16 protein-coding genes are annotated in these 23,206 nt (G+C 72.1%); 7 read left to right on the top strand and 9 right to left on the bottom strand.

The genetic code is table 11. The annotated features are described in order from the left end of the window. The first annotated feature begins 259 nt into the window (after nucleotides 1–259). Both I8920_RS05715 and I8920_RS05710 read left to right on the top strand, forming a co-directional pair. Nucleotides 260–793 (top strand): ArsR/SmtB family transcription factor, encoded by a 534-nt coding sequence (locus tag I8920_RS05715; RefSeq protein ID WP_198658177.1) that lies wholly within the window; start codon nucleotides 260–262, stop codon nucleotides 791–793. Beyond that, nucleotides 790–2,019, top strand: coding sequence for an MFS transporter (locus tag I8920_RS05710; protein WP_198658176.1), 1,230 nt, complete (start codon nucleotides 790–792; stop codon nucleotides 2,017–2,019). The genes I8920_RS05715 and I8920_RS05710 overlap by 4 nt, the downstream gene beginning before the upstream one ends. Nucleotides 2,020–2,059: 40 nt before the next feature. Here the strand turns inward: I8920_RS05710 and I8920_RS05705 are convergent, their stop codons facing one another. Beyond that, entirely contained in the window at nucleotides 2,060–2,554 is a 495-nt protein-coding gene (locus tag I8920_RS05705) for a GNAT family N-acetyltransferase (RefSeq protein ID WP_232832838.1), read from the bottom strand. Between the two features lie 213 nt (nucleotides 2,555–2,767). Between I8920_RS05705 and I8920_RS05700 the strand changes: the two genes are divergently transcribed. Both I8920_RS05700 and I8920_RS05695 read left to right on the top strand, forming a co-directional pair. Next, nucleotides 2,768–3,448: a hypothetical protein gene (locus I8920_RS05700; protein ID WP_198657756.1), complete on the top strand. Its 681-nt coding sequence runs from the start codon at nucleotides 2,768–2,770 to the stop codon at nucleotides 3,446–3,448. A gap of 485 nt (nucleotides 3,449–3,933) precedes the next feature. Continuing rightward, a complete protein-coding gene (locus I8920_RS05695; protein ID WP_198658174.1) occupies nucleotides 3,934–4,353 on the top strand; it encodes a hypothetical protein in 420 nt (139 codons plus the stop codon). Between the two features lie 227 nt (nucleotides 4,354–4,580). Here I8920_RS05695 and I8920_RS05690 read toward each other — a convergent pair whose 3' ends face one another. The 3 genes from I8920_RS05690 to I8920_RS05680 all read right to left on the bottom strand — a co-directional run bounded on the left by I8920_RS05690 (nucleotide 4,581) and on the right by I8920_RS05680 (nucleotide 7,110). Then, nucleotides 4,581–4,802 (bottom strand): cold-shock protein, encoded by a 222-nt coding sequence (locus I8920_RS05690; RefSeq protein WP_332873172.1) that lies wholly within the window; start codon nucleotides 4,800–4,802, stop codon nucleotides 4,581–4,583. Between the two features lie 4 nt (nucleotides 4,803–4,806). Beyond that, complete coding sequence (locus I8920_RS05685; protein WP_198658173.1) at nucleotides 4,807–5,919, bottom strand: fatty acid desaturase family protein; 1,113 nt, start codon at nucleotides 5,917–5,919, stop codon at nucleotides 4,807–4,809. A gap of 132 nt (nucleotides 5,920–6,051) precedes the next feature. After that, nucleotides 6,052–7,110 (bottom strand): AraC family transcriptional regulator, encoded by a 1,059-nt coding sequence (locus tag I8920_RS05680; protein ID WP_198658172.1) that lies wholly within the window; start codon nucleotides 7,108–7,110, stop codon nucleotides 6,052–6,054. 235 nt (nucleotides 7,111–7,345) lie between these two features. Between I8920_RS05680 and I8920_RS05675 the strand changes: the two genes are divergently transcribed. Continuing rightward, nucleotides 7,346–8,392 (top strand): LacI family DNA-binding transcriptional regulator, encoded by a 1,047-nt coding sequence (locus I8920_RS05675; RefSeq protein ID WP_198658171.1) that lies wholly within the window; start codon nucleotides 7,346–7,348, stop codon nucleotides 8,390–8,392. A gap of 116 nt (nucleotides 8,393–8,508) precedes the next feature. Here I8920_RS05675 and I8920_RS05670 read toward each other — a convergent pair whose 3' ends face one another. From I8920_RS05670 to I8920_RS05655, 4 genes are read right to left on the bottom strand one after another with little or no spacing between them, the layout of a single operon-like run. Next, on the bottom strand, nucleotides 8,509–10,965 hold the full coding sequence (locus I8920_RS05670; protein ID WP_198658170.1) for a glycoside hydrolase family 31 protein: 2,457 nt from the start codon (nucleotides 10,963–10,965) through the stop codon (nucleotides 8,509–8,511). Nucleotides 10,966–10,975: 10 nt separating this feature from the next. Continuing rightward, nucleotides 10,976–11,887: a carbohydrate ABC transporter permease gene (locus tag I8920_RS05665; RefSeq protein WP_225557692.1), complete on the bottom strand. Its 912-nt coding sequence runs from the start codon at nucleotides 11,885–11,887 to the stop codon at nucleotides 10,976–10,978. Then, a complete protein-coding gene (locus tag I8920_RS05660) occupies nucleotides 11,884–12,840 on the bottom strand; it encodes a carbohydrate ABC transporter permease (RefSeq protein ID WP_198658169.1) in 957 nt (318 codons plus the stop codon). Before I8920_RS05660 ends, I8920_RS05665 begins: the two co-directional genes overlap by 4 nt. Before the next feature lie 26 nt (nucleotides 12,841–12,866). Further along, on the bottom strand, nucleotides 12,867–14,174 hold the full coding sequence (locus I8920_RS05655; protein WP_232832837.1) for an ABC transporter substrate-binding protein: 1,308 nt from the start codon (nucleotides 14,172–14,174) through the stop codon (nucleotides 12,867–12,869). 246 nt (nucleotides 14,175–14,420) lie between these two features. Here I8920_RS05655 and I8920_RS05650 point away from each other — a divergent pair, with 246 nt between their 5' ends. Beyond that, on the top strand, nucleotides 14,421–16,247 hold the full coding sequence (locus tag I8920_RS05650; RefSeq protein WP_232832836.1) for a BCCT family transporter: 1,827 nt from the start codon (nucleotides 14,421–14,423) through the stop codon (nucleotides 16,245–16,247). A gap of 113 nt (nucleotides 16,248–16,360) precedes the next feature. Here the strand turns inward: I8920_RS05650 and I8920_RS05645 are convergent, their stop codons facing one another. Then, nucleotides 16,361–17,515 (bottom strand): low temperature requirement protein A, encoded by a 1,155-nt coding sequence (locus I8920_RS05645; RefSeq protein WP_198658168.1) that lies wholly within the window; start codon nucleotides 17,513–17,515, stop codon nucleotides 16,361–16,363. Between the two features lie 171 nt (nucleotides 17,516–17,686). On the opposite strand from I8920_RS05645, the gene I8920_RS05640 reads away from it, so the two are divergent. Further along, the gene (locus I8920_RS05640) at nucleotides 17,687–23,188 is read left to right on the top strand and encodes a discoidin domain-containing protein (protein WP_198658167.1); all 5,502 of its coding nucleotides are present in this window, start codon (nucleotides 17,687–17,689) and stop codon (nucleotides 23,186–23,188) included. Nucleotides 23,189–23,206: the final 18 nt, after the last annotated feature.

Below are 23,206 nucleotides of genomic sequence, written 5' to 3'. Positions count from 1 at the left end.
GCATCGACGCTACCGGCGGGCCGACGGTGGGCGCGTCCGCCGCTGGGGGGAGATGTCGGTCGTCTCCGGGAGGAGGGCGGGGTGCTGGGCGTCGCGGGGGTTCGCGCTGGGCCCGCGGAGTTTCGCGCTGGGCGACAGTTCACGCGCGCCGCGGCCCGTGAGGTGTCGCTGGGCGCGAAAGGCCGTCGCGCAGCTCGACCCCGGCCAACCCCCAAAGGGCCGTTTGACGGTGCAGACCGTGGCGCACGAGCATGGGCGCATGTCGAGCCTCCAGACCCTCCGGGCCACCGCCCACCCGATCCGGCTCCGCCTGCTGTCGCTGGTGACGAGCACCGCGATGAGCGCCGCCGAGGCCGCACGGGAGCTCGGTCTCTCGCAGGCCACCGCGAGCTACCACCTGCGCGTGCTCGAACGGGCCGGGCTGGTCGCCGTGGTCGAGGTCGTCCGGCTCCGTGGCGGCGAAGCGAAGCGGTACCGGCACGAGTCGTCGGCGCTGCGGTTCGACGTCGGAGCACAGACGGCGGCCGACACCGGCGACGTCTCCGTCGAGGACCAGCTCGTGTACGTCGAGGCCCTGGCCGAGGAACTCCGACGCCGATCGGAGCAGCGGACGACCGGCCCCGGCGTCTCGACGGACGCCGAGCTGTGGGTGCACCCCGAGACGTGGCGCCGCGTGGTGCAGCACGTCGGGCAGGCCTCCTCTCTGCTGCACGCAGCCGCCCAGCGCCCGCGGACGCCCGGTACCGTCCCCGTGTCGATGACCGTCGCGATGTTCCCGATGCGGCGACCGTGAGCACGTCGACCCGCAGCGTGCTCCGCCACGCCCCGTTCCGCTGGCTGCTCGCGGCCCGCACGGTGAGCATCGTCGGCAACGCCGTCGCGCCCATCGCCCTGGCGTTCGCCGTGCTCGACCTGACCGGCTCCCCCGTCGACCTCGGCCTCGTCGTCGCGGCACGCTCGGTCGCGAACGTCGCCGTCCTGCTGTTCGGCGGGGTGATCGCCGACCGTCTCCCCCGCGACGTGGTGCTCGTCGCGACGTCGATCGGCGCCGCGCTGACGCAGGCCGCCGTCGCAGCCCTCGTGTTGACCGGCACCGCCACGATCCCGCTGCTCGTCGTCCTGAGCGTGCTGAACGGTGCGGTCGCCGCGGTCAGCCTGCCGACCACGGCGGCCATGGTGCCCGAGACCGTGCCCGACAGCCTGCTCCGACCAGCCAACGCCGTCATCCGGCTGGGCGTCAACGGCGGCACGATCGTCGGCGCATCCGCCGGCGCCGGCCTGGTCGCGGTCGTCGGGGCAGGCTGGGGGCTGGCCGTCGACGCGCTCGGGTTCGCCGTCGCCGCCGCCCTCTACGCCGGGATCCGGCTGCCGCGCCGACCCGCGACCCCCGGAGGCACCCGTCCGTCGGTGGTCGCGGACATCCGGGAGGGATGGGTCGAGTTCTCGGGACGCCGCTGGGTGTGGACGGTGGTCGCCCAGTTCGCGGTGCTCAACGCCGCCTTCGTCGGCGCGACGACGGTGCTGGGTCCGGTCGTGGCCGACGACTCGTTCGGGCGGGCGGCCTGGGGGCTGGTCGTCGCCGCACAGACGGTCGGCCTCGCCCTCGGTGCCCTGGTCGCGCTGCGGTGGCGGCCCCGGCACGCGCTCGGGATCGGCGTCGCCGGGATGGCGGTCGCGGCGCTCCCCGTCCTCGCGCTCGGGATCGCACCGGCACTGCCGACGCTCCTGGTGGCGTTCGCGTTCGGCGGGGTCGCGATCGAGCTCTTCGCCGTGGCGTGGGACCACGCCCTGCAGTCGAACGTGCCCCGATCGGTGCTGTCGCGGGTCTACTCGTACGACATGGTGGGGTCCTTCGTCGCGGTCCCCCTCGGCGAGGCCGTGGTCGGGCCGGTGTCCCACGCGGTCGGGACCCCGACGACGCTGGTCGGCTGCGCCGTCGTGATCGTGGTCGCGACGGCGGCCGCGGCGTGCACACGGAGCGTCCGGCGGGTCACGACGGACGCACCGGCGCGGGGCTGAGCGACCTCTTTGCGGTCGCCGCCGCTCCGGCCGCCGCCGTTCAACTGAGCTGCCGGATCATCTCGATCTCGCGCTGCGCGGGGTCGAGCACGTACGGCTCGGTCGTCCCCGTCGGCTGGTAGCCACGGCGGGCGTAGAAGGCCTGCGCGCGCTGGTTGTCCTCGTGCACGTGCAACCGCAGCGACGACGCCCGCTCCGCTGCCCACGCCTCGACGGCGTCGAGCAGGGCGTCCGCGACCCCGGCCGCCCGACCGCGATGCGACGGCGCGACGTACACCCCGACGAGGACCGGGCCGGTGCGGGCGTCCGGCACGTAGGCGCCCATCGTGGCCACCCACCGACCCTCGGCGTCGACCGCTGCGAGCGACGTGCCCGCGGTGCCCTGCCCGCGTCGGCCCCGCGCCCGCCACTCGTGCTCGTCGAGGGTCTCGGCGTCGGCCAGGTGCTCGGCGTAGGCGATCGGTGTGTCCCGGAGCATCTCGAGCCGGAGCGCCCGCACCGCTGCCCAGTCGTCCGCCGTGGTCGGTCGGATCATCAGTCCCCGCATCGTCCGAGCCTAGGGGGTCCAGAACTTCTCGCGATCCGTTCCAATCCATCTGGCGGAGGGTGCCGAATCACCTGCAACGACCGGGAAACACCCGGAGCGCTCACCAGCCGCACATCGCTGGTTCTCCACCCTGCACCAGGGTGTGTTCGGCGCGCACCCAGCAGCCGCGCCGAGCGCGACAACCGTAAAGGACTGATCACGATGCGTAAGAGCCTCAAGACATCCATCACCCTCGCCACCACCGGCGCCCTCGTCCTCGGCGGCGCCGCGTTCGGGATCTCCTCCGCCCAGGCCTCGACCCCGAACGTGCAGACGGTGTCCTCGTCCGAGTCGAAGATCCCCGCCCCCGTCGCCTCCGTCCCCGAGGTCCTCGGCGGCTCCACCGCCGTCAAGCTCGACTCCGGCTTCACCGACGCCCTCACCGCCCTCAAGCTCACCCCGGGCGTCTCGGGAGATGCGACCCTCGAGGACGGCTCCGTGTCGTTCCCGATCACCTCCGGCTCGGTCACCTACTGGTCCCCGGACGGCGACTACCGCCCCTACGTGCAGGGCCTGCTCAACCACGACGACTCCGGCCTGACCCTCAAGGCCGGCGACACCACCGTCACCCTCGAGAACTTCGTCGTCAACCCCGGCTCCTCGAAGCTCTACGGCGACGTCCTCGTCAACGGCAAGGTCGCAGCCCCGAACGCGTTCCTGTTCGAGCTGCACGGCGGCACCCTCAAGCCCCTCCAGCTCGAGGGCGACAACGCCATCCTGACCGGCACCACCGTCCACATCTCCGAAGACGCCGCCGGCCTGCTGAACCAGACCTTCAAGACCGACGCCGTCAAGCGCGGCCTCCTCGTCGGCACCGCCACCATCACCGCGCAGATCAAGTAACACCCCCGCACCACCCGAGTCGGCCCGGACCACGCGACCACGTGGCCCGGGCCGACTCACGTCGTCCCGACACCGCGGCCGCGTCATCACGGGGTGGCCGACAGCGCACGGGCACGAACGGGCGTGCACTGTCGCCCGGCGGAACGCGACGGACGGGAGGCGCGGTGCCAGCCCGCACCGCGCCTCCAGACCACCGCTCGGATCGACGGGCGCATCTGCCATCAGCATGAGCAAAGTCGGCCCGAACCACGTGAAGACGTGGTTCGGGCCGATTTTGCTTGTGCGAACCGCAGCCGAACCGACCCCTCCTCCTCCCGTCGTCCGCCACCCCGTACGATCTCGGCAGCACGACGGGCTGGCAACCGTGCCGTGCTCGACCAACTCGCCGAGGAGATCTTCGAGTGACCACACGCTCCACCTGGACCGTCGCGGCCCTCGTGACGACGCTCACACTGTCCATCACTGCATGCGCTGGAGGACCATCCATGACGGAACCATCGGAACCGGCCGCGAGCAGGACGGCGTCCCGGGCCGCTGCCGAGCAGCGCACGACCGAGATCCAGGACCGCGTCGTCGCCGCTCTGCCCGACGGTGCGGTCGCCGACGAGCGCACGATCGACTGGACGTTGCTCGCCTGCTCGGAGACCGAGGTGTCGGCCGCGGGCGGTGTCGCGATCACGCTCGCCCGTGAGATCGACGTCGATGCGACCTACGAGGCCATCACGGCCGCGGTCCAGGACGACGGGTACACGGCGGCGACGGACACGACCCGCAAGGGCGCGAAGCGGCTGACGGTCACCGGGGTGGACGACGACCAGTACCTCGTCACGATCTACAACGACACGAAGAAGATCCGGTTGTCGTCGTTCTCGCAGTGCTTCCCCGGATCGTTGAACGACGACTGAGCCCGTTCCACGCGCCCGGGTCTCGGCTCGACGGACACCGTTCGCCCGCAGGCGCGCGGATTCTGTCCGCGGGCGCGAGTCTCGGTCTCGGTCTCGACGCAGGGAACGCGACGGACGGGAGGCGCGGTGCCAGCTGGCACCGCGCCTCCCGTCCGTCATGTGTGGGCGCCGGACCGCGACGAACGACGCCCCGACCGATGCGGTCGGGGCGTCGTTCGTCGTCCGCGTCAGCCGATGACCGAGATGGTGTTGGCCTGGGGCCCCTTCTTGCCGGGGCCGACCTCGTACTGCACGTGGTCGTCCCGGGCGAGCGGCCGGGCATCGGTCGTCTCGACGATGCTCGAGAAGTGCGCGAACAGGTCCGCAGACCCGTCATCGGGGTGGATGAACCCGTAGCCCTTGGCGTGGTCGAACCACTTCACGGTGCCGGTGGGCAAGATCGCCAACACGACGTCAGTGGATGCGCAGCTGCGCGACCATCGGGCAGGCGAACGGGTCGCGGGCGGCGAGCCCCACCCGGTTGAGGTACCGGACGACGATGCCGTAGGAACGGAGCAGCGTGGTCTCGGTGTAGGGCACGTCGAGCGTGTCGCAGTGGTCGCGGACGAGCAGGCGGGCCTGCTTGAGCGCCGGCCGCGGCATCGACGGGAACAGGTGGTGCTCGACCTGGTAGTTCAGACCGCCCATCAGGAACGAGACCCACCAGCCACCGCGGATGTTGCGCGAGGTGCGCACCTGGCGCGAGAAGAAGTCGACCTTGGCGTCGTGCGCGATGGTCGGCATGCCCTTGTGGTTCGGGGCGAACGAGGCGCCCATCATCACGCCGAACACGGCGAGTTGCACGCCGAGGAACGCGCAGGCCATGCCGAAGGGCAGGAACCAGAACACGACGGTCAGGTAGATGGCGAAGCGGGCCACGAGCAGGCCGCCCTCGATCCAGCGGTGCTTGACGTCGGCCTTGGTGCCGTTGCCGGTGATCACGGAGACCACGGCGTAGCGGTGCAGGTTGATGCCCTCGAGGGTCAGGAGCGGGAAGAACAGCCAGCCCTGGAACCGCATGAACGTGCGCATCAGGGGGCCACGGACCGCGGCGGCGTCCTCCGGCAGGAACCGGATGCCGTCCGGCGAGATGTCCGGGTCCTTGCCGACGGTGTTCGGGTTGCCGTGGTGGCGAGTGTGCTTGTTCATCCACCACGAGTAGCTGAGGCCGACGAGGAACGTGCCGAGCCAGCGCCCGGCGTGGTCGTTCCACTTCTGCGACTCGAAGACCTGGCGGTGCGCCGCTTCGTGGGACAGGAACGCGAACTGGGTGAACAGCACGCCGAGGACGCCGGCGACGATGAGTTGGAACCACGAGTCACCCAGGAAGGCGAACGCGACCCAGGCGAGGGCGAGGCTGCCGACGAGCGCGCTGAACAGCGCCCAGTAGAACCCGGTGCGACGGCGCAGCAGGCCGTTCTCCTTCACCTGCGCCAGGAGCGCGGAGTAGGTCGAGGTGCCCTTGCGGGGCCCCGTGGCGGGGCGGGTGCGGGTGAAACCCGCTGCGAGCGGAGTGGTGGTGGTCATGAGGACCGACCTTCTTGACGGACCGACCCTTCAGCCGGTTCGAGAGAGTTCACGCGATTGCGCTTGGGGCGACCCTAGGTGCCGAACATGCGTGTTGACCGTGCTGTCCGGAACACGTCGTGAGCCGCCCGGTCAGCCGACGTCCTGCCGCGCCCCGGCTCCGGCCCCGTCTCCGTCCTCGTCCCCGTCCTCTTCCCTCGTGGCGCGCAGCGTCTGCGCCGGGTACTCCCCGAACCGCTGCAGGTACGTGCCCGAGAAGCGGCCGAGGTGGCGGAACCCCCACCGGACCGCGATCTCGCTCACGCTCGCCTCGCGTCGGTCGGCGGCGAGCAGCGCCGCGTGCACCCGATCGAGCCGGACCTGCTGCAGGTACGCCATCGGTGACGTGCCGCGTGTCCGGACGAACGCCGTCTGCAGCGTGCGGGGGCTCACGCCGACGGCGTCGCAGACGTCGGCGAGGGTCAGGGCGAGCGCGCAGTGCTCCTCGAGGTAGGCCTCGGCCAGCTCGACCGTGGAGGGCCGGGTCGACCGGCCGACCGTCCCGGGTCGGCGGACACCGAAGGTCCCGACCACCGCCTCGACCAGGGCCCACTGGACCGTGGCCCGGGTCTCGACGGTCGTCGTGTCGCTGCCCGAGGCCACGGCGACCGCCTCGACGGCGCGGCGCAACGCCGGCGTCCCGGACTCGTCGGGTCCCGCTCCGCTCTCCGGGAGCACGGTGCGGCCGCCGGAGGAGCCGTCGCGTAGGACCCGCTCGACGAGCGCGCGGTCGATGCTGAGGAGTTGCAGGGTGCCGGGTGGGACCTGAACGGTGAACGGCCCCACGGTCGGCAGCAGGGCGGGAGTCCCCGGTCGGGTCTCCAGCACCGTGCCGTCGTCGGCCTCCACCCGCACTCCGCCCGCGGTGGACCAGGCCACCACGACTCGGCCAGCCGGCCGGAACAGCCCGGAGAAGCCGGTCGACACCGACACCGTGACCAGGCTCACGGGGCCGTCGCGGCGCGTGCGGTAGCGGAACCGGAACGGTCGGCGCGACGCATCGACGACGACGTCGCTGCCGTGTCCGGCACGGGCGAGCACCCGTTCCGCGAAGGCCCGGTCGGTACCGGAGCGTTCTGTGCGACCCCGCATGCGGTCGATGCGGACGAAGACGGTCCGCGCCGTGTCGGGGCCGTGGACGGCGGTCAGCACGATGGTCCGGCGGGGCGCGTGTGCCGGTCCGGGCGCGAGGAGGTCGGAGCTTCCATCGGGTCCCCTGGTCCTCCCGGTCACGCGGCTTCCGGTCCCGCGCACCGGTCGACGGCGGCGGCTGACGCGCTCAGTATGCGCACGTGGCGGCCCCCGCGACAGGGGTTGACTCCACTCCGGGGAACCCCGATGATCGCGCGCGTGCGCTCGCGCTCGGCCTTCCGGCTACGGTGAGCGGATGGGCAAGGTCACGCTGCAGGACGTCGCTGCACACGCCGGCGTGTCGATGAAGACCGTGTCCAACGTCGTGCGCGGCTACCGACACGTCAGCGACGCCATGCGCCTGCGGGTGCAGACGGCGGTCGACGAGCTCGGGTACCGCCCCAACGTCTCCGGCCGATCACTCGCGACGGGCCGGTCGAACATGCTCGCCTTCGCGTTCCCGGACCTGCGACGGCCCTACTTCGCCGAGCTCGCCCACGTGTTCTCACGGGTCTGCTCGGACCGCGGCTACCAGCTGCTGCTCGAGGAGACCGGCGGCGACCCGGACGGTGAGCGCTCCGCGGTGCGGGGACGCGAGGCCGGCGTGGTCGACGGCGTGGTGATCCACCCCCAGGTGCTCACCCCCGAGGCCATCGACCGCATCCGTGGCGACACCGCCGTGGTGTTCCTGGGCGAGGACCAGCGGCCCGCGCACGCCGACCAGGTGGTCATCGACAACGCGGCGGCCGCGGCCGGAGCGGTCGCGCACCTGGTGGCGCTCGGTCGTCGCCGCATCGGCTTCTTCGGCCACGAGACCGGGCCGTCGTCGCGCACGTCCGGACTCCGGCTGGACGGGTACCGCGCCGGGCTCGCCGCCGCCGGGCTGCCCATCGACGACGACCTGCTCGTCCCGCGCGCGGTCGGTGACGCCGCGGGTGCCGAGACCGCCTTCGGTGCGGCGCTCGACGCCGGGCTGCGGGTCGACGGCCTGCTCTGCCGTGACGACCTCGCCGCTCTCGGTGCCCTGCGCGCCATGCGACTCCGCGGACTCGACGCACCGCGGGACGTCGCGATCGTCGGGTGGGACGCCATGGGTCTCGGTGCGAGTCTGGTGCCGAGCCTGACCTCGGTCGCGCCGGACACGGTCGCCCTGGCCGGGACGGCGCTCGACCTGCTGGTGGAGCGGATGGACGGCTCCGACGTGCCCGGCCGTCTGGTCACGGTCGGGCACCGCCTGGTCGTCGGCGAGAGCGCGCCGTACGCGGACGGCACGTCCGACCGGGCGGCGCACCAGGGCGCCTGACGACGGACAGGAGGCCCGTGGCGATGCCGCCACGGTCCTCCCGTCCGCTGTGTGACCGGGCCCGGGTCAGGGCGGGCCCGGTCACGGACCGACGTCCGCAGACCCGACTGCGGACGTCAGCGGCCCGAGGGCGTCGACTCCCCCGGGTGCACGCTGCCGAGCAGTTCGACGACGACGTCCCGCACGGCGTCGGGCAGACCGACCGTGCCGAGCTCGACGATGCGGTCGGCGCGCGGCAGGTCCTTCGCCACGATCTCCCACGCCTCGAGCTTCTCCGGGTTGCCGGCCTGCGCGCCCTCGAGCGCCCGCCGGACGGCGTCCCGAGCGTCCACGCCCACGACCGGCGGCCCGGCGAGCGCGAGGACCGCCCCGTCGGCCGTGTCGACCGACAGGTCGACCGAGAACCGGTCGGCGGTCCGGGTCGACGTCTGCTGTCCGTCCGCCGGCGCGGCGAGGAACGTGACCCGCCACTCGCGACGTGCGGGCACGACGTCGAGGGCACCGGTGGTCGCGTGCACCCGGAACTCGGCGAGCTCGGGATCCCAGCTCAGGCGGGTCCGGGCGGTCCGGCTGCCCTCGCCCTCACGGTCCTCGACCAGGGTGAAGTCGCCCGGCGCGTCCGGGGCGACGAGGACCTCGAACGCGGTCGGGTTCGCGGTGGCGTCGAGCTGGTCCTCGGCGGCGAGCGGCAGGATCCCGCCGGCGCGGAGCAGGACCGGGACGGTGTCGAGCGTCCGGTGCAGGTCGACGAAGCGGTCGCCGGCGTACACGGTGCCGGTGAAGACGTCGGTCCAGGTGCCCGGCGGCAGCCAGGCCCGGGCGACGCCGTGCCGGGATGCGGGGTCGCGCGGTGCGACGATCGGGGCGACGAGCAGCTCGGAGCCGAACGCGTAGGTGTTCGGGGCGCGGTAGGCCTCGTCGCGGCGGGGTTCCAGGTGGTACAGCGGACGCACCAGGGCGGTCCCGTCGGCCGTGCCGTGGTTCATCGTGTGCAGGTACGGCACCAGGCGGTGACGGAAACGGAGCGCCTCCCCCATCGCGGCGCGGGCCTCGGCCGGGAACACCCACGGTTCCTTGCGGATGAACGGGTTGTTCGCCGAGTGCAGGCGCATGATCGGCGAGAACACCCCGAACTGCACCCAGCGCGTGGCGAGCTCGTCGTCGCGGACCCCTCGGGTGTGACCGCCGATGTCGTGGCTCCACCAGGGGTAGCCGATGTTCGCGGCGGTGGCGGTGAACTCGGGCTGGAACGCCAGCGACGCCCACGAGACGACGGCGTCGCCGGAGAACCCGACGGCGTACCGGTGGCTGCCGGGGCCGGCGTAGCGCGAGAAGGTCATGCCGTCGACGGGGGCGGGGGCTGCGGTCGCGTCGGCGGCTGCGTCCGAGGCTGCGTCGGCGGGCGCGTCCGAGGCTGCGTCGCCGGACGCCGTGTCCCGCGCCGAGTCGAGCAGGTGGAAGTGGTTGAGCAGCCAGAGCGGGTCGACCCCGGGCAGCCCGGTCTCGCGGCCCTGCTGCCAGTCGATCCACCAGAAGTCGACGCCCTGCTCCTCGAGCGGGCGGTGCAGCTGTTCGAAGTAGGCCTGCAGGAACCGGCGGTCCGTCGGGTCGAACGGGATCGGCTGCTCGGTCTCCGGGTCGACGCCCATCGCCCGCGCCACGGCCGGGTAGGCGTCCTCGAACGCCCGCACGCCGTCGGCCGGGTGCAGGTTCAGCGTCGTGCGCATGCCCCGGCGGTGCAGCTCGCCCAGGAACGCCGACGGGTCCGGGAACAGCGACGGCTCCCACGAGTAGCCGGTCCAGCCGTTGCCGAAGCGCGGAGGGACCGAGTCGACCCGGTGCCAGTCCATGTCGATCACGGCCACCGAGAACGGCAGGTGTTCGTCGGCGAAGCGGTCCAGCAGCTCGAGGTACGAGGTGTCGCTGTACGGGTGGTACCGGCTCCACCAGTTGCCGAGCGCCCACCGCGGCATGCGCGACGGTGCCCCGGAGACCGCGTGGTAGGCCCGGAGCGCGTCGTCGTAGTCGCGGCCGTAGGCGAACACCGTCACGTCACGGCGACCGGGCACGCGGGTGCCGATCCAGCCGTCGTCGGCGAACAGGAACGACTCGCTGTCGTCGAGCGCGGTGATGCCGTCGCGGGCCAGGATCCCCGGTTCGAGCGGCATCCGGCCGTCGACGTCGTCGAGGGTGCGGCCGGTGCCACCGAGGTCGCGCGGCTCCTGCCCCCAGCGCCAGCGGTTCGCGTCGGGGCCGATCGTCTCGACCACCAGGCCGCTCGGGCTGAACGGACGGCCGTCGTAGCGCAGTCGGGCCCGCTCGGTGGTGACCAGAACGCCGGTGCCGACCGGCTCGACGGTGAACGCCGGCACGGGCAGTCGGCGGCGCATCGCGAAGGTCGACGCGCGGTCCTCGAACCCGCCGTCGTCGCTCCACTCGACCCGGAAGGCGCCGGCGTCGAGCACGGTGATGCGCCAGTGCTCGCCGGTGACGACGGCCGCGGGGTCGGCGACCGGGTCGGATCCCGGGAACGGCCGGATGGTGGGAAGGCTGGTGTCGGTGGTGCTGCTCACGTGGTGCCTCTCAGCTCTTGACCGCGCCCTGCGTCACGCCGCTGATGACCCAGCGCTGCGCGAACAGGTAGACGATGATCGTCGGCGCCATCGCCATGAGGTACGAGGCGAAGGCGACGTTGTAGTTCGTGCCGAACTGGCTCTGGAAGATGTTCTGCACGACGGGCAGTGTCTGCAGGCCCGGGTCCGCGGTGATGAGCGACGGCATCATGAAGTCGTTCCACGACGCCAGGAACGCGAAGATGCCCACCGTGGCGTTCATCGGGCCGAGCAGCGGCAGGATGATCCGCCAGAAGATCTGCCACGTCGAGGCCCCGTCGATGCGGGCGCTCTCCTCGAGCTCGACCGGGATCGACCGGAGGTACGCCGAGTAGAGCAGCACGCTGAACGACAGTTGGAACATGGCGTGCAGGATCCCGACACCGACCGGGTTGTCGAGCCCGATCTCGGCGGTCAGCTTGATCTGCGGCAGCGCCACCACGGGGAACGGCAGGAACATCGCCGCGAGCAGGTACACGAACGACCACCGGAAGAACCGCTTGTGCCAGTTCCGGACGATCGCGTACGAGGCGAACGAACTGAGCAGCAGCGTCGCGACCACGGTGAGCGCCGCGACGCCGAGCGACACCGAGAACGACACCGGGAAGCGCGTGAGCTGCCAGGCCTCGGCGAACGAGCCGGGGTTGAACGGGAACGGCAGCGACAGCGCGTTGCCGTCGACGGACTGCTCGCTCGTCTTGAACGCCATCGAGAGCGTGACGTACAGCGGGATCAGCACGGTCAGCGACGCGAGGCCGAGCAGGACGGTCAGGGTCCAGTTGGTGCCGCCGAGGCGACGACGGTGGCCACGGCCGGAGCGTCCGGCGCCGCCGGTGGTCACCGCACGGGTGTCGGTGGGTGGGCGGGAGTCGATGGCGGTCATGCGAGTCGCAGGTTCCTTCCGCGGGTCGCCGCGAGCTGCAGCACGGAGATGAGGACGGTGATGATGAAGAAGACGGTCGCGTTGGCCATCTGGTAGGCGTAGTCGCCACCGGTGAAGCCGCCGAAGATCGTCATCGCGACGCTGCTGGTCGCACTGCCCGGTCCGCCGTTCGTCAGACCGACGATGACGTCGTAGGCGCCGAGGTAGCCCTTCACGCCGAGCACGGTGTTGATCACGATGAAGCCGCCGAGCAGCGGCAGCGTGATCGCGCGCAGCTGCTTCCAGCCCGTCGCGCCGTCGAGCGAACTGGCCTCGTACAGCTCCTCGGGGATCGAGGTGAGTCCCGCGGTGTAGATGAGCAACGCGCCGGGCACCGTCTGCCAGGCGGACACGATGACGATCGCGAGCCAGGCGAGGTTCGGGTCGCCGAGGATGCTCTGCTCGAGGGGGCCGAAGCCGACGCTCGTCGCCAGGGCCGGCACGGTGTTCGAGAACAGGAAGTTGAACACGTAGGCGACGATGATCCCGGAGATCACCATCGGGATGACGAACACCGACCGCAGGCCGGCGGCGAACCGGATGCGCTTGGCGAGCGCGATCGCCAGGGTCAGCGCGATCACCTGCGTCACGATGACGGTGACGACGGCGAACCCGAGCGTGAACCCGTAGGACGCCACGATCGCCGGGTCGGACACGAGCGCCGTGTAGTTCTCGATGCCGAGGAAGTTCCACTGCCCGAACCCGAGGTAGTCGGTGAAGCTGTAGAAGACGCCGACGCAGGCGGGCGCGACGACGAAGGCCGTGAACAGCACGAGGGCCGGCACGAGGAACAGGTAGTACATGCCCTCCGTGCGCCGGAGGGACCCGGCACGGCGGTGCGTGCGGGCGGCCGCGGTCGCCGGCCCGGAACGCTGCGGGTCGGTGTCGCGGGAGAGCGGGGTCTGCATGGTCATGGGGAGTGCTCCTGTCCTGGTCCGGCTCAGACCGTGGCCGACCGGCCGGCGAGCCGACGCCAGTCCGCGTCGAGCCGCCGCAGCATCGAGGTGAAGTCCCCGCTCCGGATCGCCGACTGCAGGTAGTTGCCGAGCGGGATCGAGGTCGGGATGAACGTGCCGGCGCCCTGGTAGAACGCGGCGTCGTCGACGTACTGCTGCAGTCCGGCGAGGCGCTCGTCCTGCTGCGGGGGTGCGTCCTTGGTGGGCGAGTACGCCAGGTTGTCGCGGTTGTAGGCGTCGATGACCTCGGGCTGCATGAGGAACTCGACGAGCTCCTTCGCCTCGTCCGGGTGCTCGGACGCCGTCGGGATCCAGAGGCCGAGGTCGATGTTGACCCGGGCCTTGCGGTCGGCCGGGTCGTTCGACACCGGCAGCGCGAACGTGCCGACGGGCAGCTCCTCGTCGACGAGGGCGATCTGGCCGAGCGCCCACGGGCCCTGCAGGTACATCGCGGCCTCGCCCTTGCCGAACGCCAGGTTGCCGTCGGCGTAGGCGCGGGTGGCGTGGTCCGGGTTGAAGAACGACGAGATGGTCTTCGCGCGCTCCATCGGCACGGCGAAGTCCTGCTCGAACGACACCTCGGAGTCGGGGCCGACGTCGGTGCCGAGCGCCTTCATCTTGCGGAAGAACGACCCGGTGTCGACGAGGCTGCCCACCGAGTAGTCGAACAGGCCCTGCCAGAGGGTCCACGTGTCGCGGTCGGTCGCGTAGATCGGGGTGATGCCGGCCTTCTGCAGGGTGCGGCAGACCTCGACGAAGTCGTCCCACGTGGTCGGCACCGGCAGGTCGTGGTCGGCGAAGATCGCCTTGTTGTAGATCACGCCGGCCGCGGCGAGCGAGTACGGCAGCACGCTCGTGCGGCCCTCGAACGTGGCGTACTGGTTGGTCAGGGTGTCGATGTCCGGTCGGACCCGCGCTGCCGACGGCAGGTCGCTCAGGTCGCTGAGCACGCCGCGCGAGATGTACCGCGCGAGCTCGAGGTTGTCGTTGAAGCACCCGACGTCGGCCGGTTCGCCGCGCACGAACTGCGGGGCGATCGCCGCCGTGCTGTCGTGCACGACCGACATGCCGACGTGCTCGCCCTCGAACCGTCGCAGCAGCTCGTCGAAGTACGCGATGACCTCCTGCTTCTGCTCGTAGAAGCGGAGCGTCGTGGTGCCACCGGCGGCCCGGCCCGGGGTCGCGCACCCGGCGAGCGCCATGGTGCCGAGTGCGATGCCACCGGCCGCGCCCGCGAGGAACCCCCGCCGGCTCAGCGCGGCCTGGAGTGTTGCGGTCCTGCTTCCCACCATCGGGTCTCTCCCTCGTCGCGCGTCGTCGCGCAGGTTCTTGTTTACAGCGCTGTAAAGCGAGAGTCAACGTTGTAATCGCACCTGGTGGTGATCGGGTGCGCAGGGCGGACGGGAGGCGCGGGGCGGCGCCGACCCGCGCCTCCCGTCCGTCGTGCGGTCGGCGACGCGCCCGCGCGATGCCGTCGGATCCCCTCCCGCGCGCACCTGTCCGGACACACAGGTTCGACCGCGGGCACCATGGAGGACATGGCAAGCACCACTCCACCCCTGCCCGCGCCCGTCCCGACGACCTCGCAGCTGCGGCGGTGGGTGTTCTGGCCCGCCGCCGTGCTCGTGCTCGGGTTCGTGGCGTTCACCCTCGTCTCCCCCGCCACCGCCGAGGCACTGTTCCTCGGGCTGCAGGACGGCATCGTCCGGAACTTCAGCTGGTACTACGTGCTCATCGCCGCGTTCTTCGTCGGCTTCTCGCTGTTCGTCGGCTTCAGCCGGTTCGGTGACATCAAGCTCGGCAAGGACCAGGACGAGCCCGAGTTCTCGACCGGCTCGTGGTTCTCGCTGCTCTTCGCCGCCGGCATGGGTATCGGCCTCGTCTTCTACGGGGTGTCCGAGCCGCTCAGCCACTTCGCCTCACCGCGGCCCGGCGTGACCGGCACCGAGAAGGAGCTCGCGCAGCAGGCCCTGACCCAGACGTTCCTGCACTGGGGTCTGCACGCCTGGGCCATCTACGTGGTGCTCGGGCTCGCCCTGGCGTACGCGATCCACCGTCGTGGTCGCCCGGTCTCCATCCGCTGGGCGCTCGAGCCCCTGCTCGGCAACCGCGTGCGCGGCGGTTGGGGCAACCTGATCGACGTCATCGCCCTGGTCGGCACGCTGTTCGGTGTCGCGACCTCCCTCGGCCTCGGTGTGATCCAGATCGGCGCCGGGCTCGAGAGCGCCGGCATCGCCGACAGCGGGATCGTCAGCCAGATCGCCATCATCGCGGTCATCACGGCGGTCACGATCGTCTCGCTCGTGACCGGCGTCGCCAAGGGCATGAAGATCCTGTCGAACTTCAACCTGCTGCTCGCCGCGGCGCTGCTGCTGTTCGTGCTCATCGTCGGCCCGACCCAGTTCCTGCTGCGCGACTTCGTGCAGTCCATCGGCTCCTACCTGCAGAACGTCGTCGGCCTGTCGTTCAACGTCACCGCCCAGCAGGGCGCCGAGGGCGAGGCCTGGCAGGGCGCCTGGACCACGTTCTACTGGGGCTGGTGGATGTCGTGGGCGCCGTTCGTCGGTGTCTTCATCGCCCGCATCTCCAAGGGCCGCACGGTCCGGCAGTTCGTGTTCGGCGTGCTGCTCGTGCCGACCGCGCTCACGTTCCTGTGGTTCGCCGTCCTCGGCGGTGCGGCCATCCACCGCGAGACCGACGGCGCCGGCGGGCTGGTCGGTGCCGACGGCACGGTCGACATCGAGGGGTCGCTGTTCGGCCTGCTCGGCGACCTGCCCGCCGGCATGGTGCTGACCTACGGCGCGATCCTGCTCATCGGCGTGTTCTTCGTGACCTCGTCGGACTCCGGTGCGCTCGTGATGGCGATGATCGCGTCGGGTGGCGACATCGAGCCGAAGAACTGGCTGCGGGTCTTCTTCGCCGGGGTCGCGGCGCTGCTCGCGGTCGCGCTGCTCGTCAGCGGTGGCCTGAACGCGCTGAAGACGGCGGCGATCACCACCGCGCTGCCGTTCAGCGTCGTGCTGCTGTTGACGTGCTGGTCGACGATCATCGCCTTCACCCGGGAACGGCGTGCGTACGACAAGGCCGAGCGCGAGGTCCTGCTCGAGCACGTCGGCGCCTACTACGGGCTCGAGGTCGAGGCACCGACCGAGCGTGGACCGCGCAGCGGCTTCGCCCGGCCCTGGTCGGCCGTGCGCAACCGGGTGCGGGGCGGCCGGCAGACGACCGCGCAGACCGTGCAGGCGTCGGCGATCGACGACTTCCCGGTCCGGACCGAGGCGGTCTCGCCCGACCCCGCGATGGACAGCAGCCTGGACGCACGTCCGGCAGCGGACGGCGGCACGCCGGAGCGCCCGGAGCGCTGACGACGGCGGCGACCGGCGGCCGGTCCCCGCGGACCGGTGCCGGCCGTCGACGTGACCGATGACGGACGGGAGGCACGGTGCCGGCTGGCACCCTGCCTCCCGTCCGTCGTCCGTCAGGTCCCGGTCCGGGCGGACGCGACCTCGAGGGTCACGACCACCGCCGCCACGGCGAGCGCCGTGACCGGCAGCGACACCGCCGGCACCGCGATCGAGGCGAGGACCACGATCGTCAGGACCACCACGACGGTGTTGGCCCGGCCCGACAGCGACGGCCGGATCGCGAGTGCCCAGATCGACAGCACGAACACGGCGACCGGCACCGCGACGGTCGCGGCGACCGAGGCGGACGACAGCGCGACGTGTCCGGCGTCGGCGCTGACCGCGACCTCGATGCCGGCCGGCAGGGCACCGGCGGCCGCGAACACGACGGAGTGCCCGTAGCCGAAGACGAGCGCGGTGGGCAGCGAGCGGATGTGCGCGTGCTGCTCGCGGGAGAAGTAGATCCACCACATCCCGACGGTGATGACGAGTCCGCAGCCCGCGAGTGCCAGCAGTGCCCCGAGGTGCTCGGTGTCGGCGAGGGCGTCGATCACCGCGCCGGCCGAGGCCACCAGTCCCTCGCCCAGGACGATGAGGGTGAACAGCGAGAACCGCTCGGCCAGGTGCCGGGTGTGCCACGGCACGGTGCCCGTCGTGGTCTGCGCCCAGACCGGCACGAGCAGCTCACCGAGCACGAGGAACGGCGCGGAGTACGCCCAGACGTCGTCGGGCAGGGCGAGCGAGACCACCCAGAGCACCTGGACCACGGTGATGCCGACGGCGTGCCGGAGGGCGGTGCGCCGGTGGCGGCTCGACGAGGCCGCAGCGCGGACCCACTGCCCGACGAGCGCCAGCCGCATGACGACGTAGCCGGTGATGCCGATGGTGAAGTCGTTCTCGACCATGGCCGCGTGCACCCCGGCGGCCAGCACGAGCACCCCGGCCATCTGCACGAACGTCATCACGCGGTAGAGCCAGTCGTCGGTGTCGAACGACGTGGCGAACCACGTGAAGTTCATCCACGCCCACCAGATCGAGAAGAACACCAGCCCGTAGGACAGGACGGCGGAGGTGACGTGTCCCTCGACCTCGATCTCGTGCAGGTTCGTCGCGGCGAAGCCCACCGCCACCACGAACACCAGGTCGAACAGCAGCTCCAGGGGGCTGGCGGCACGGTGCCGCTGGTCGGGGTCGCGTGGCACCATCCGGCGCAGTCCGATCGTCGGCACGGCCACCACCGTAGGACCCAGCGGGGCGGCACGCCAACGCGGTGAGCCCGACTGCTGACGGCGCGCGCGACGCTGCCGATCAGTCCGAGTGCAGGCCCCGCACCACCTGACCCAGCCGACCGCGGCCGACCTCGTCGCGTCCGGCCGAACCCCTCCGACAAGGAGTCCCCGGTGACCGCACCGCGTCCCGCCGTCCGAAGCCGATCGTTCCGCGCAGCGGCCCTCGCCGCCACCGCCGGCGCACTGACCGCCGCCACGCTGCTGGCCGTCGCCGTCACGCCGGCGACCGCCGCGACCGACGACGCCCCGCGTTCGCCGGCCGATGTGCCGGCCGCTGTCGGTTCCGCTGCCGCCGGTTCCGCCGCCGCCGGTTCCGCTGCCGCCGGTTCCGCTGCCGCCGCCGAGCAGCCGGGAGGCACGTCCCGCGCCCGCCCCGCTGCCGACGGCGTACGGGTGGGTGACGGCTCGTACGCACCGACACCGCCTGACGAGATCACCGACATCGCGGACGTGCGGAAGACACTCGACCAGAAGCTGTACATCGACCCCTCGCGGGCCGGCGAGCCCGTCCCGACGAACCAGTGGTGGACCGACCTGCTCGTCAGCAGGTACTCCGGCGACATGTGGGCGTACCCGTTCGTGTCGTCGAACAGCGCGGCCGGCACGAAGGTCTCGATCCCCACGCGCTGGAACGACGACGGCACCGCCATGCGGCTCGAAGCGCCGGTGACGGTGGGCGGGACCGTCGAGCCGACCCCGGACGCGAGCGACCGGGTCCTCGCCGACTTCGAGGACGGCCTGCCCGACGGCTGGACCGCGACCGGCGACGCCTTCACGACCACCGCGACCGGCACGGCGTCCGGACAGAGCGCGGTGTCCGGGTGGCTCGGCGGACACTTCCTCAACTCGTTCACCGACGAGGACGGCGACGGCGCGACCGGCACGCTCACCTCGCCGACCTTCACCATCGACCGGTCCACCCTGGCGTTCCTGGTGGGCGGCGGTCGGCACCCCGACCACGAGGCCGTGCAGCTCGTGGTCGACGGCGAGGTCGTCGCCAGCAGCACCGGGCGCGACGGCGAACAGCTGCGCTGGGACAGCTGGGACGTCTCCGCGTACCAGGGCCGGGCCGCGCAGCTGCGGATCGTCGACGACCTGCGCGCCGGGTGGGCGCACGTGCTGGTCGACCAGGTGCTGCTGACCGACGCGCCGGACGGCGTGGCCGCGCGCTTCTCGACGACGTTCTCGGCGGAGCAGGCCGACGCGCTGCGCTGGGGCGACTGGAACGTCAGCTGGCGGATGCCGCAGGACGGTCCCGGCGGCCAGTACATGGACGTGACGAGCGTGCAGGGTTCGCCCTACGAGTGGTTCGAGTTCCACGGCATGACCCCGCGCCTGACCCTCCAGGACGGCGCCGAGATCACCGACGGCGACGGGCGGGCGATCGACCTGCCGGCGACGACGGACCGGTTCGAGATCCGCCAGGACGGCCACGTGTTCGGCGTCCACGCGCCGGACCGGACCACCTTCACCCGGGTCGGGAACGTGCTCGAGGCGTCCGCGGGCACCCCGTACCTGGTGCTGAGCGCCGTGCCCGAGGACGGGCTGACGCTCGACGACCTGCACCGCACGGCCTTCGCCGTCCCCCGCGACACCACCATGACGTACTCGTACGACCCGGCCGCGGCCAACGTCCGCCAGCAGTGGTCGATCCGCACCGACCCACTGCAGGGCGACGACCACGACACCGTGCAGGGCTGGCTGCAGCACCAGTACGCCGACGCCACGACGAACCTGCGCTTCACCGGCGCCACGTACGCCACCCCGCGCGGCACCATGCGGACCACCGTCGGGCACGGCGGCTGGACGCTCGACTACCGGTTCACCGGCATCACCCCGATCGGCGCCACACCCGAGGCGGTCGGCGACTCCCCGTACTCCGACGACGTCATGCGCGAGTACCTGCACGACTACGCCGCGAAGACGACGTACGGCGGCGACACCTACTGGGGCGGCAAGGACGTCCTGCAGCTCGCCGAGTACATGACCATCGCGCGCGAGATCGGTGCCGACGAGGACGCTCGGACGCTGCAGGACACGCTCGAACGGGCCCTGACCGACTGGTACACCTACAGCGCCGGCGAGTCCGAGCACTTCTTCGCGATGTACCCGACGTGGAAGGCGCTCATCGGCTTCGCGGACTCGTACGGGTCGGCGCAGTTCAACGACAACCACTTCCACTACGGCTACTTCGCGGTCGCGACGGCCCTGCTCGGGCAGGTCGACCACGACTGGGCCGACCGGTACCAGGGCATGGCGACCATGGTCGCGAAGCAGTACGCGAACTGGGACCGCGACGACGACCGCTTCCCGCACATGCGCACCTTCGGGGTGTGGGAGGGCCGGTCGAACGCCGGCGGGGTGTCCTCGCCCGGTGGCAACAACCAGGAGTCGTCGTCCGAGGCGATCCAGTCCGAGGCCGGCCTGTTCCTGCTCGGCACCGTCCTCGGCGACGACGCGATGCAGGCGGCCGGAGCGGTGCAGTACGTCACCGAGCGTGCCGCCGTCCGCGACTACTGGCAGAACGTGCGCGGCAACCCCGCGTCGGCGTCCTACGACGGCACCGGCGCGTTCCCGGAGCAGTACGAGCACGGGCAGGCGGGGATCCTGTTCGACTCCGGGCAGGCCCACGCCACGTACTTCTCGGGCGACCCCGCGTGGATCTTCGGCATCCAGTGGATGCCGATCGCGCCGTGGTTCGACTACTTCGGCTGGGACCCCGGGTTCTCCGAGGCGCTGATGCGCGAGATGATGGCCGCCCGCCCACAGGTCCTGGGGCAGGCGGGCGTCACCGACGGCAACGTGGCACGCATCCAGATGCTCACGAAGAAGTGGTGGGGCGTCGGGACCTACGGCGACACCGCGATCACCCGCGACCGTCCGGCGGCGATCCGCGAGCTGCAGGACGCGATCCGGGCGGTCGAGACGAACCACCCCGGCTACGTCACCCGACGCACGGCGGACAACCCCCTGTACGACCGGGCGACCGACACCCTGTTCGTGCGCGTGTCCGACGACGGCCGGGTGGAGTTCCCGGACCGGTACTGGTCGCCCGACACCCTGCCCGCCGCCCTGGTGCCCGCCGAGCTCGACGGCCCCACCGCCGACCGGAGGCCCCAGGACTGGCCGACCCCGTCGCCGCTGATGCCGTTCCTGGTGGACGACTTCCGCGCCGACACCGACACGATCGACCGGCTGTACGGCGTCGACCTGACCGACCACACCCCCGGTGAGGACACCGAGCACGCGGCGGCGGTGTTCAGCGGCATGGGCGACGCCCTCGGCAACGTCGTCCTCGGGTTCCTCGGCCAGTACGACCCCGACACCTACGCCGACGTGCACGCGGCGCTGTGGGCAGCGGACGACCCGGCCGTGACCGGGCAGTCGATGGCCGGAATCGTGTACCACCAGGCGATGTCGAACCGGACCGTCGGCACCGAGGTCACGGACCGGCACACCTCCGCCCCGCTCAGCCAGGTGTTCGAGGCCGCCGACGGCACGGTCAGCTACGTCGTCGCCAACCCCGACACCGTCCAGCACACCTACGACGTCTACGAGGGCGACGAGGTGATCGGGCAGATCGCGGTCCCCGCCCAGAGCCAGATCACGTCGCACCTCGACGCCCGGCTCACCGAGGTCGTGGTCAGCACCGACGGCGACCCGAAGACGATCGTCCCGGGCGCCACGACGACGTTCACCGCGACCGGCTTCGACCAGTACGGCGCGACCGTCGACCTGCACGACGTCACGTGGTCGACCGACACCGGCACGATCAGCGACACCGGCGTGCACCGAGCGTCGGCCCGGGCCGAGCGCGCGACGGTCACCGCGACCGTCGGCGACGTCCGGGGCACGTACGCCTTCCGGGTCGCGCCGGCACCGGTCCTGACCGGCATCGACGTCGCGCCGGGCTTCGACCGGCTCGTGGTCGGGACGCCGCAGCGGTTCCGTGCCGCCGGCCACGACCAGTACGGCGACCCGGCGGCCCTGCCCGCCGACCTGACCTGGTCGTACACGGGCGACGGGACCGCCGCAGCGGACGGCACCGTGACGACCACCGCCTCCGGCTCCGGCCACGTCGTCGTCACCGGCGGCGACGTCGAGGGCTCGGCGGTCGTGGCGTCCGTGACCGCACTGCCCGACGCGGCGTCCGGCGCCGACGTCGTCGCGACCTCCACGGACGGCGGCAACACCGCCGCGAAGGCCGTGGACGGCGACCGCAGCACGCGCTGGGAGAGCGCGCACGGCGTCGACGACGTCGACTACACGATCGACCTCGGCCGGCAGACCGACGTCGACACCGTGCAGGTCGACTGGGAGAACGCGGCCGCGGCGCGCTGGGTGCTGCAGGTCCGGGACACGGCGGACGAGCCGTGGCGTGACGTCCGCACCGTCGACAAGACGACGGCCGACGCCGACACGGTGCCCGTCGGCACGAGTGCGCGGTTCGTGCGCCTGCACATGACCGAGCGGCTCACCGGCTACGGCTACTCGATCTGGGAGGTCCACGTGTCGGGCACGCCCGCGGCGTCGTCCGTCGACGTGTCCGACGTGCTCGTCGGGCCCCGCACCGCGACCGTCCGTCCGTCCGACGACCTGCGGTTGACGGCGTACGGGTTCGACGACGACGGGTACGGCGGCCGCCTCGACCCGGCTCGCGTCGCGTGGTCCGTCACGGGTGGCGGCAGTGTCGACGACGGCCTGGTCACCGCGCCGGCCGACGGCGGGGCGACCGCCACGGTCACCGCCACCGTGGGCGCGGCCTCGGGCCGGGCCACCGTCACCACGCTCGACGAGCCGACCGACGCCCCCGCCGCCCCCGGCCCGTCCCGCGACGTGGCGGCCGGCAAGCCCGTCACCACGTCGTCCGACGAACGCGGCGACCTGTCCGGCGGTAACGCGGTGGACGGGGACGGCGGGACCCGGTGGTCGAGCGCCGCGCGTGACGGCGAGTGGCTGGCCGTCGACCTCGGGCAGGTCGTGCCGGTCGACCAGGTGCAGGTCGACTGGGAGGCGGCCTTCGCCGAGGCGTACCGGATCCAGGTCCGTGCCGACGCGGACGACCCCTGGCGCACGGTGGCCGAGGAGCAGCACGGCACCGGTGGCGAGGTGTCCCACCGCCTGGACGACGTCACCGGTCGGTACGTCCGGCTGGTGGCCGACCGGCGGCACACGGGCTTCGGCTCGTCGCTGTGGGACCTGCGCGTCTTCTCGATGCAGGGCGCTCCGACGCCGGACCTGGCCCGCCGTGCGACGGTGTCGTCCTCCGCGGACGAGTCCGCGAGCGTCCCGGCGCGCAACGCCGTCGACGGCGACCCGGGCTCGCGGTGGGCGAGCGGGCACACCGACGACCAGTGGCTCGCCGTCGACCTGGGCGCTCCGCACCGCCTGCACGGCGCGGTCGTCCGGTGGGAGGACGCCTTCGGACGTGCCTACCGGATCGAGGGGCGGAACGCGGGCGACGACGGGTGGACGACGCTCGCCACCGAGACCGACGGCGACGGCGGGACCGACACGCTCGCCCTCGACGGGTCGTGGCGGTACGTCCGGTTGCACGGTGTCGACCGCGCGACCCCCTACGGGTACTCGGTCCACGACCTCGAGATCCGGTAGCGACGGCGCTGCGGTCGC

Origin of the sequence: Curtobacterium sp. YC1 (genome assembly GCF_016267665.1) — a bacterium.
GTDB lineage: Bacteria > Actinomycetota > Actinomycetes > Actinomycetales > Microbacteriaceae > Curtobacterium.
This window is presented reverse-complemented; position numbering and strand designations above follow the sequence as displayed.

Bases quoted from the DNA above. Each gene is read 5' to 3' on its own strand.
- I8920_RS05660 (WP_198658169.1), bottom strand. From the start codon at position 12,840: ATGACCATGCAGACCCCGCTCTCCCGCGACACCGACCCGCAGCGTTCC.
- I8920_RS05700 (WP_198657756.1), top strand. From the start codon at position 2,768: ATGCGTAAGAGCCTCAAGACATCCATCACCCTCGCCACCACCGGCGCC.
- I8920_RS05685 (WP_198658173.1), bottom strand. From the start codon at position 5,919: ATGACCACCACCACTCCGCTCGCAGCGGGTTTCACCCGCACCCGCCCC.
- I8920_RS05705 (WP_232832838.1), bottom strand. From the start codon at position 2,554: ATGATCCGACCGACCACGGCGGACGACTGGGCAGCGGTGCGGGCGCTC.
- I8920_RS05695 (WP_198658174.1), top strand. From the start codon at position 3,934: ATGACGGAACCATCGGAACCGGCCGCGAGCAGGACGGCGTCCCGGGCC.
- I8920_RS05650 (WP_232832836.1), top strand. From the start codon at position 14,421: ATGGCAAGCACCACTCCACCCCTGCCCGCGCCCGTCCCGACGACCTCG.
- I8920_RS05665 (WP_225557692.1), bottom strand. From the start codon at position 11,887: ATGACCGCCATCGACTCCCGCCCACCCACCGACACCCGTGCGGTGACC.
- I8920_RS05715 (WP_198658177.1), top strand. From the start codon at position 260: ATGTCGAGCCTCCAGACCCTCCGGGCCACCGCCCACCCGATCCGGCTC.
- I8920_RS05655 (WP_232832837.1), bottom strand. From the start codon at position 14,174: ATGGTGGGAAGCAGGACCGCAACACTCCAGGCCGCGCTGAGCCGGCGG.
- I8920_RS05675 (WP_198658171.1), top strand. From the start codon at position 7,346: ATGGGCAAGGTCACGCTGCAGGACGTCGCTGCACACGCCGGCGTGTCG.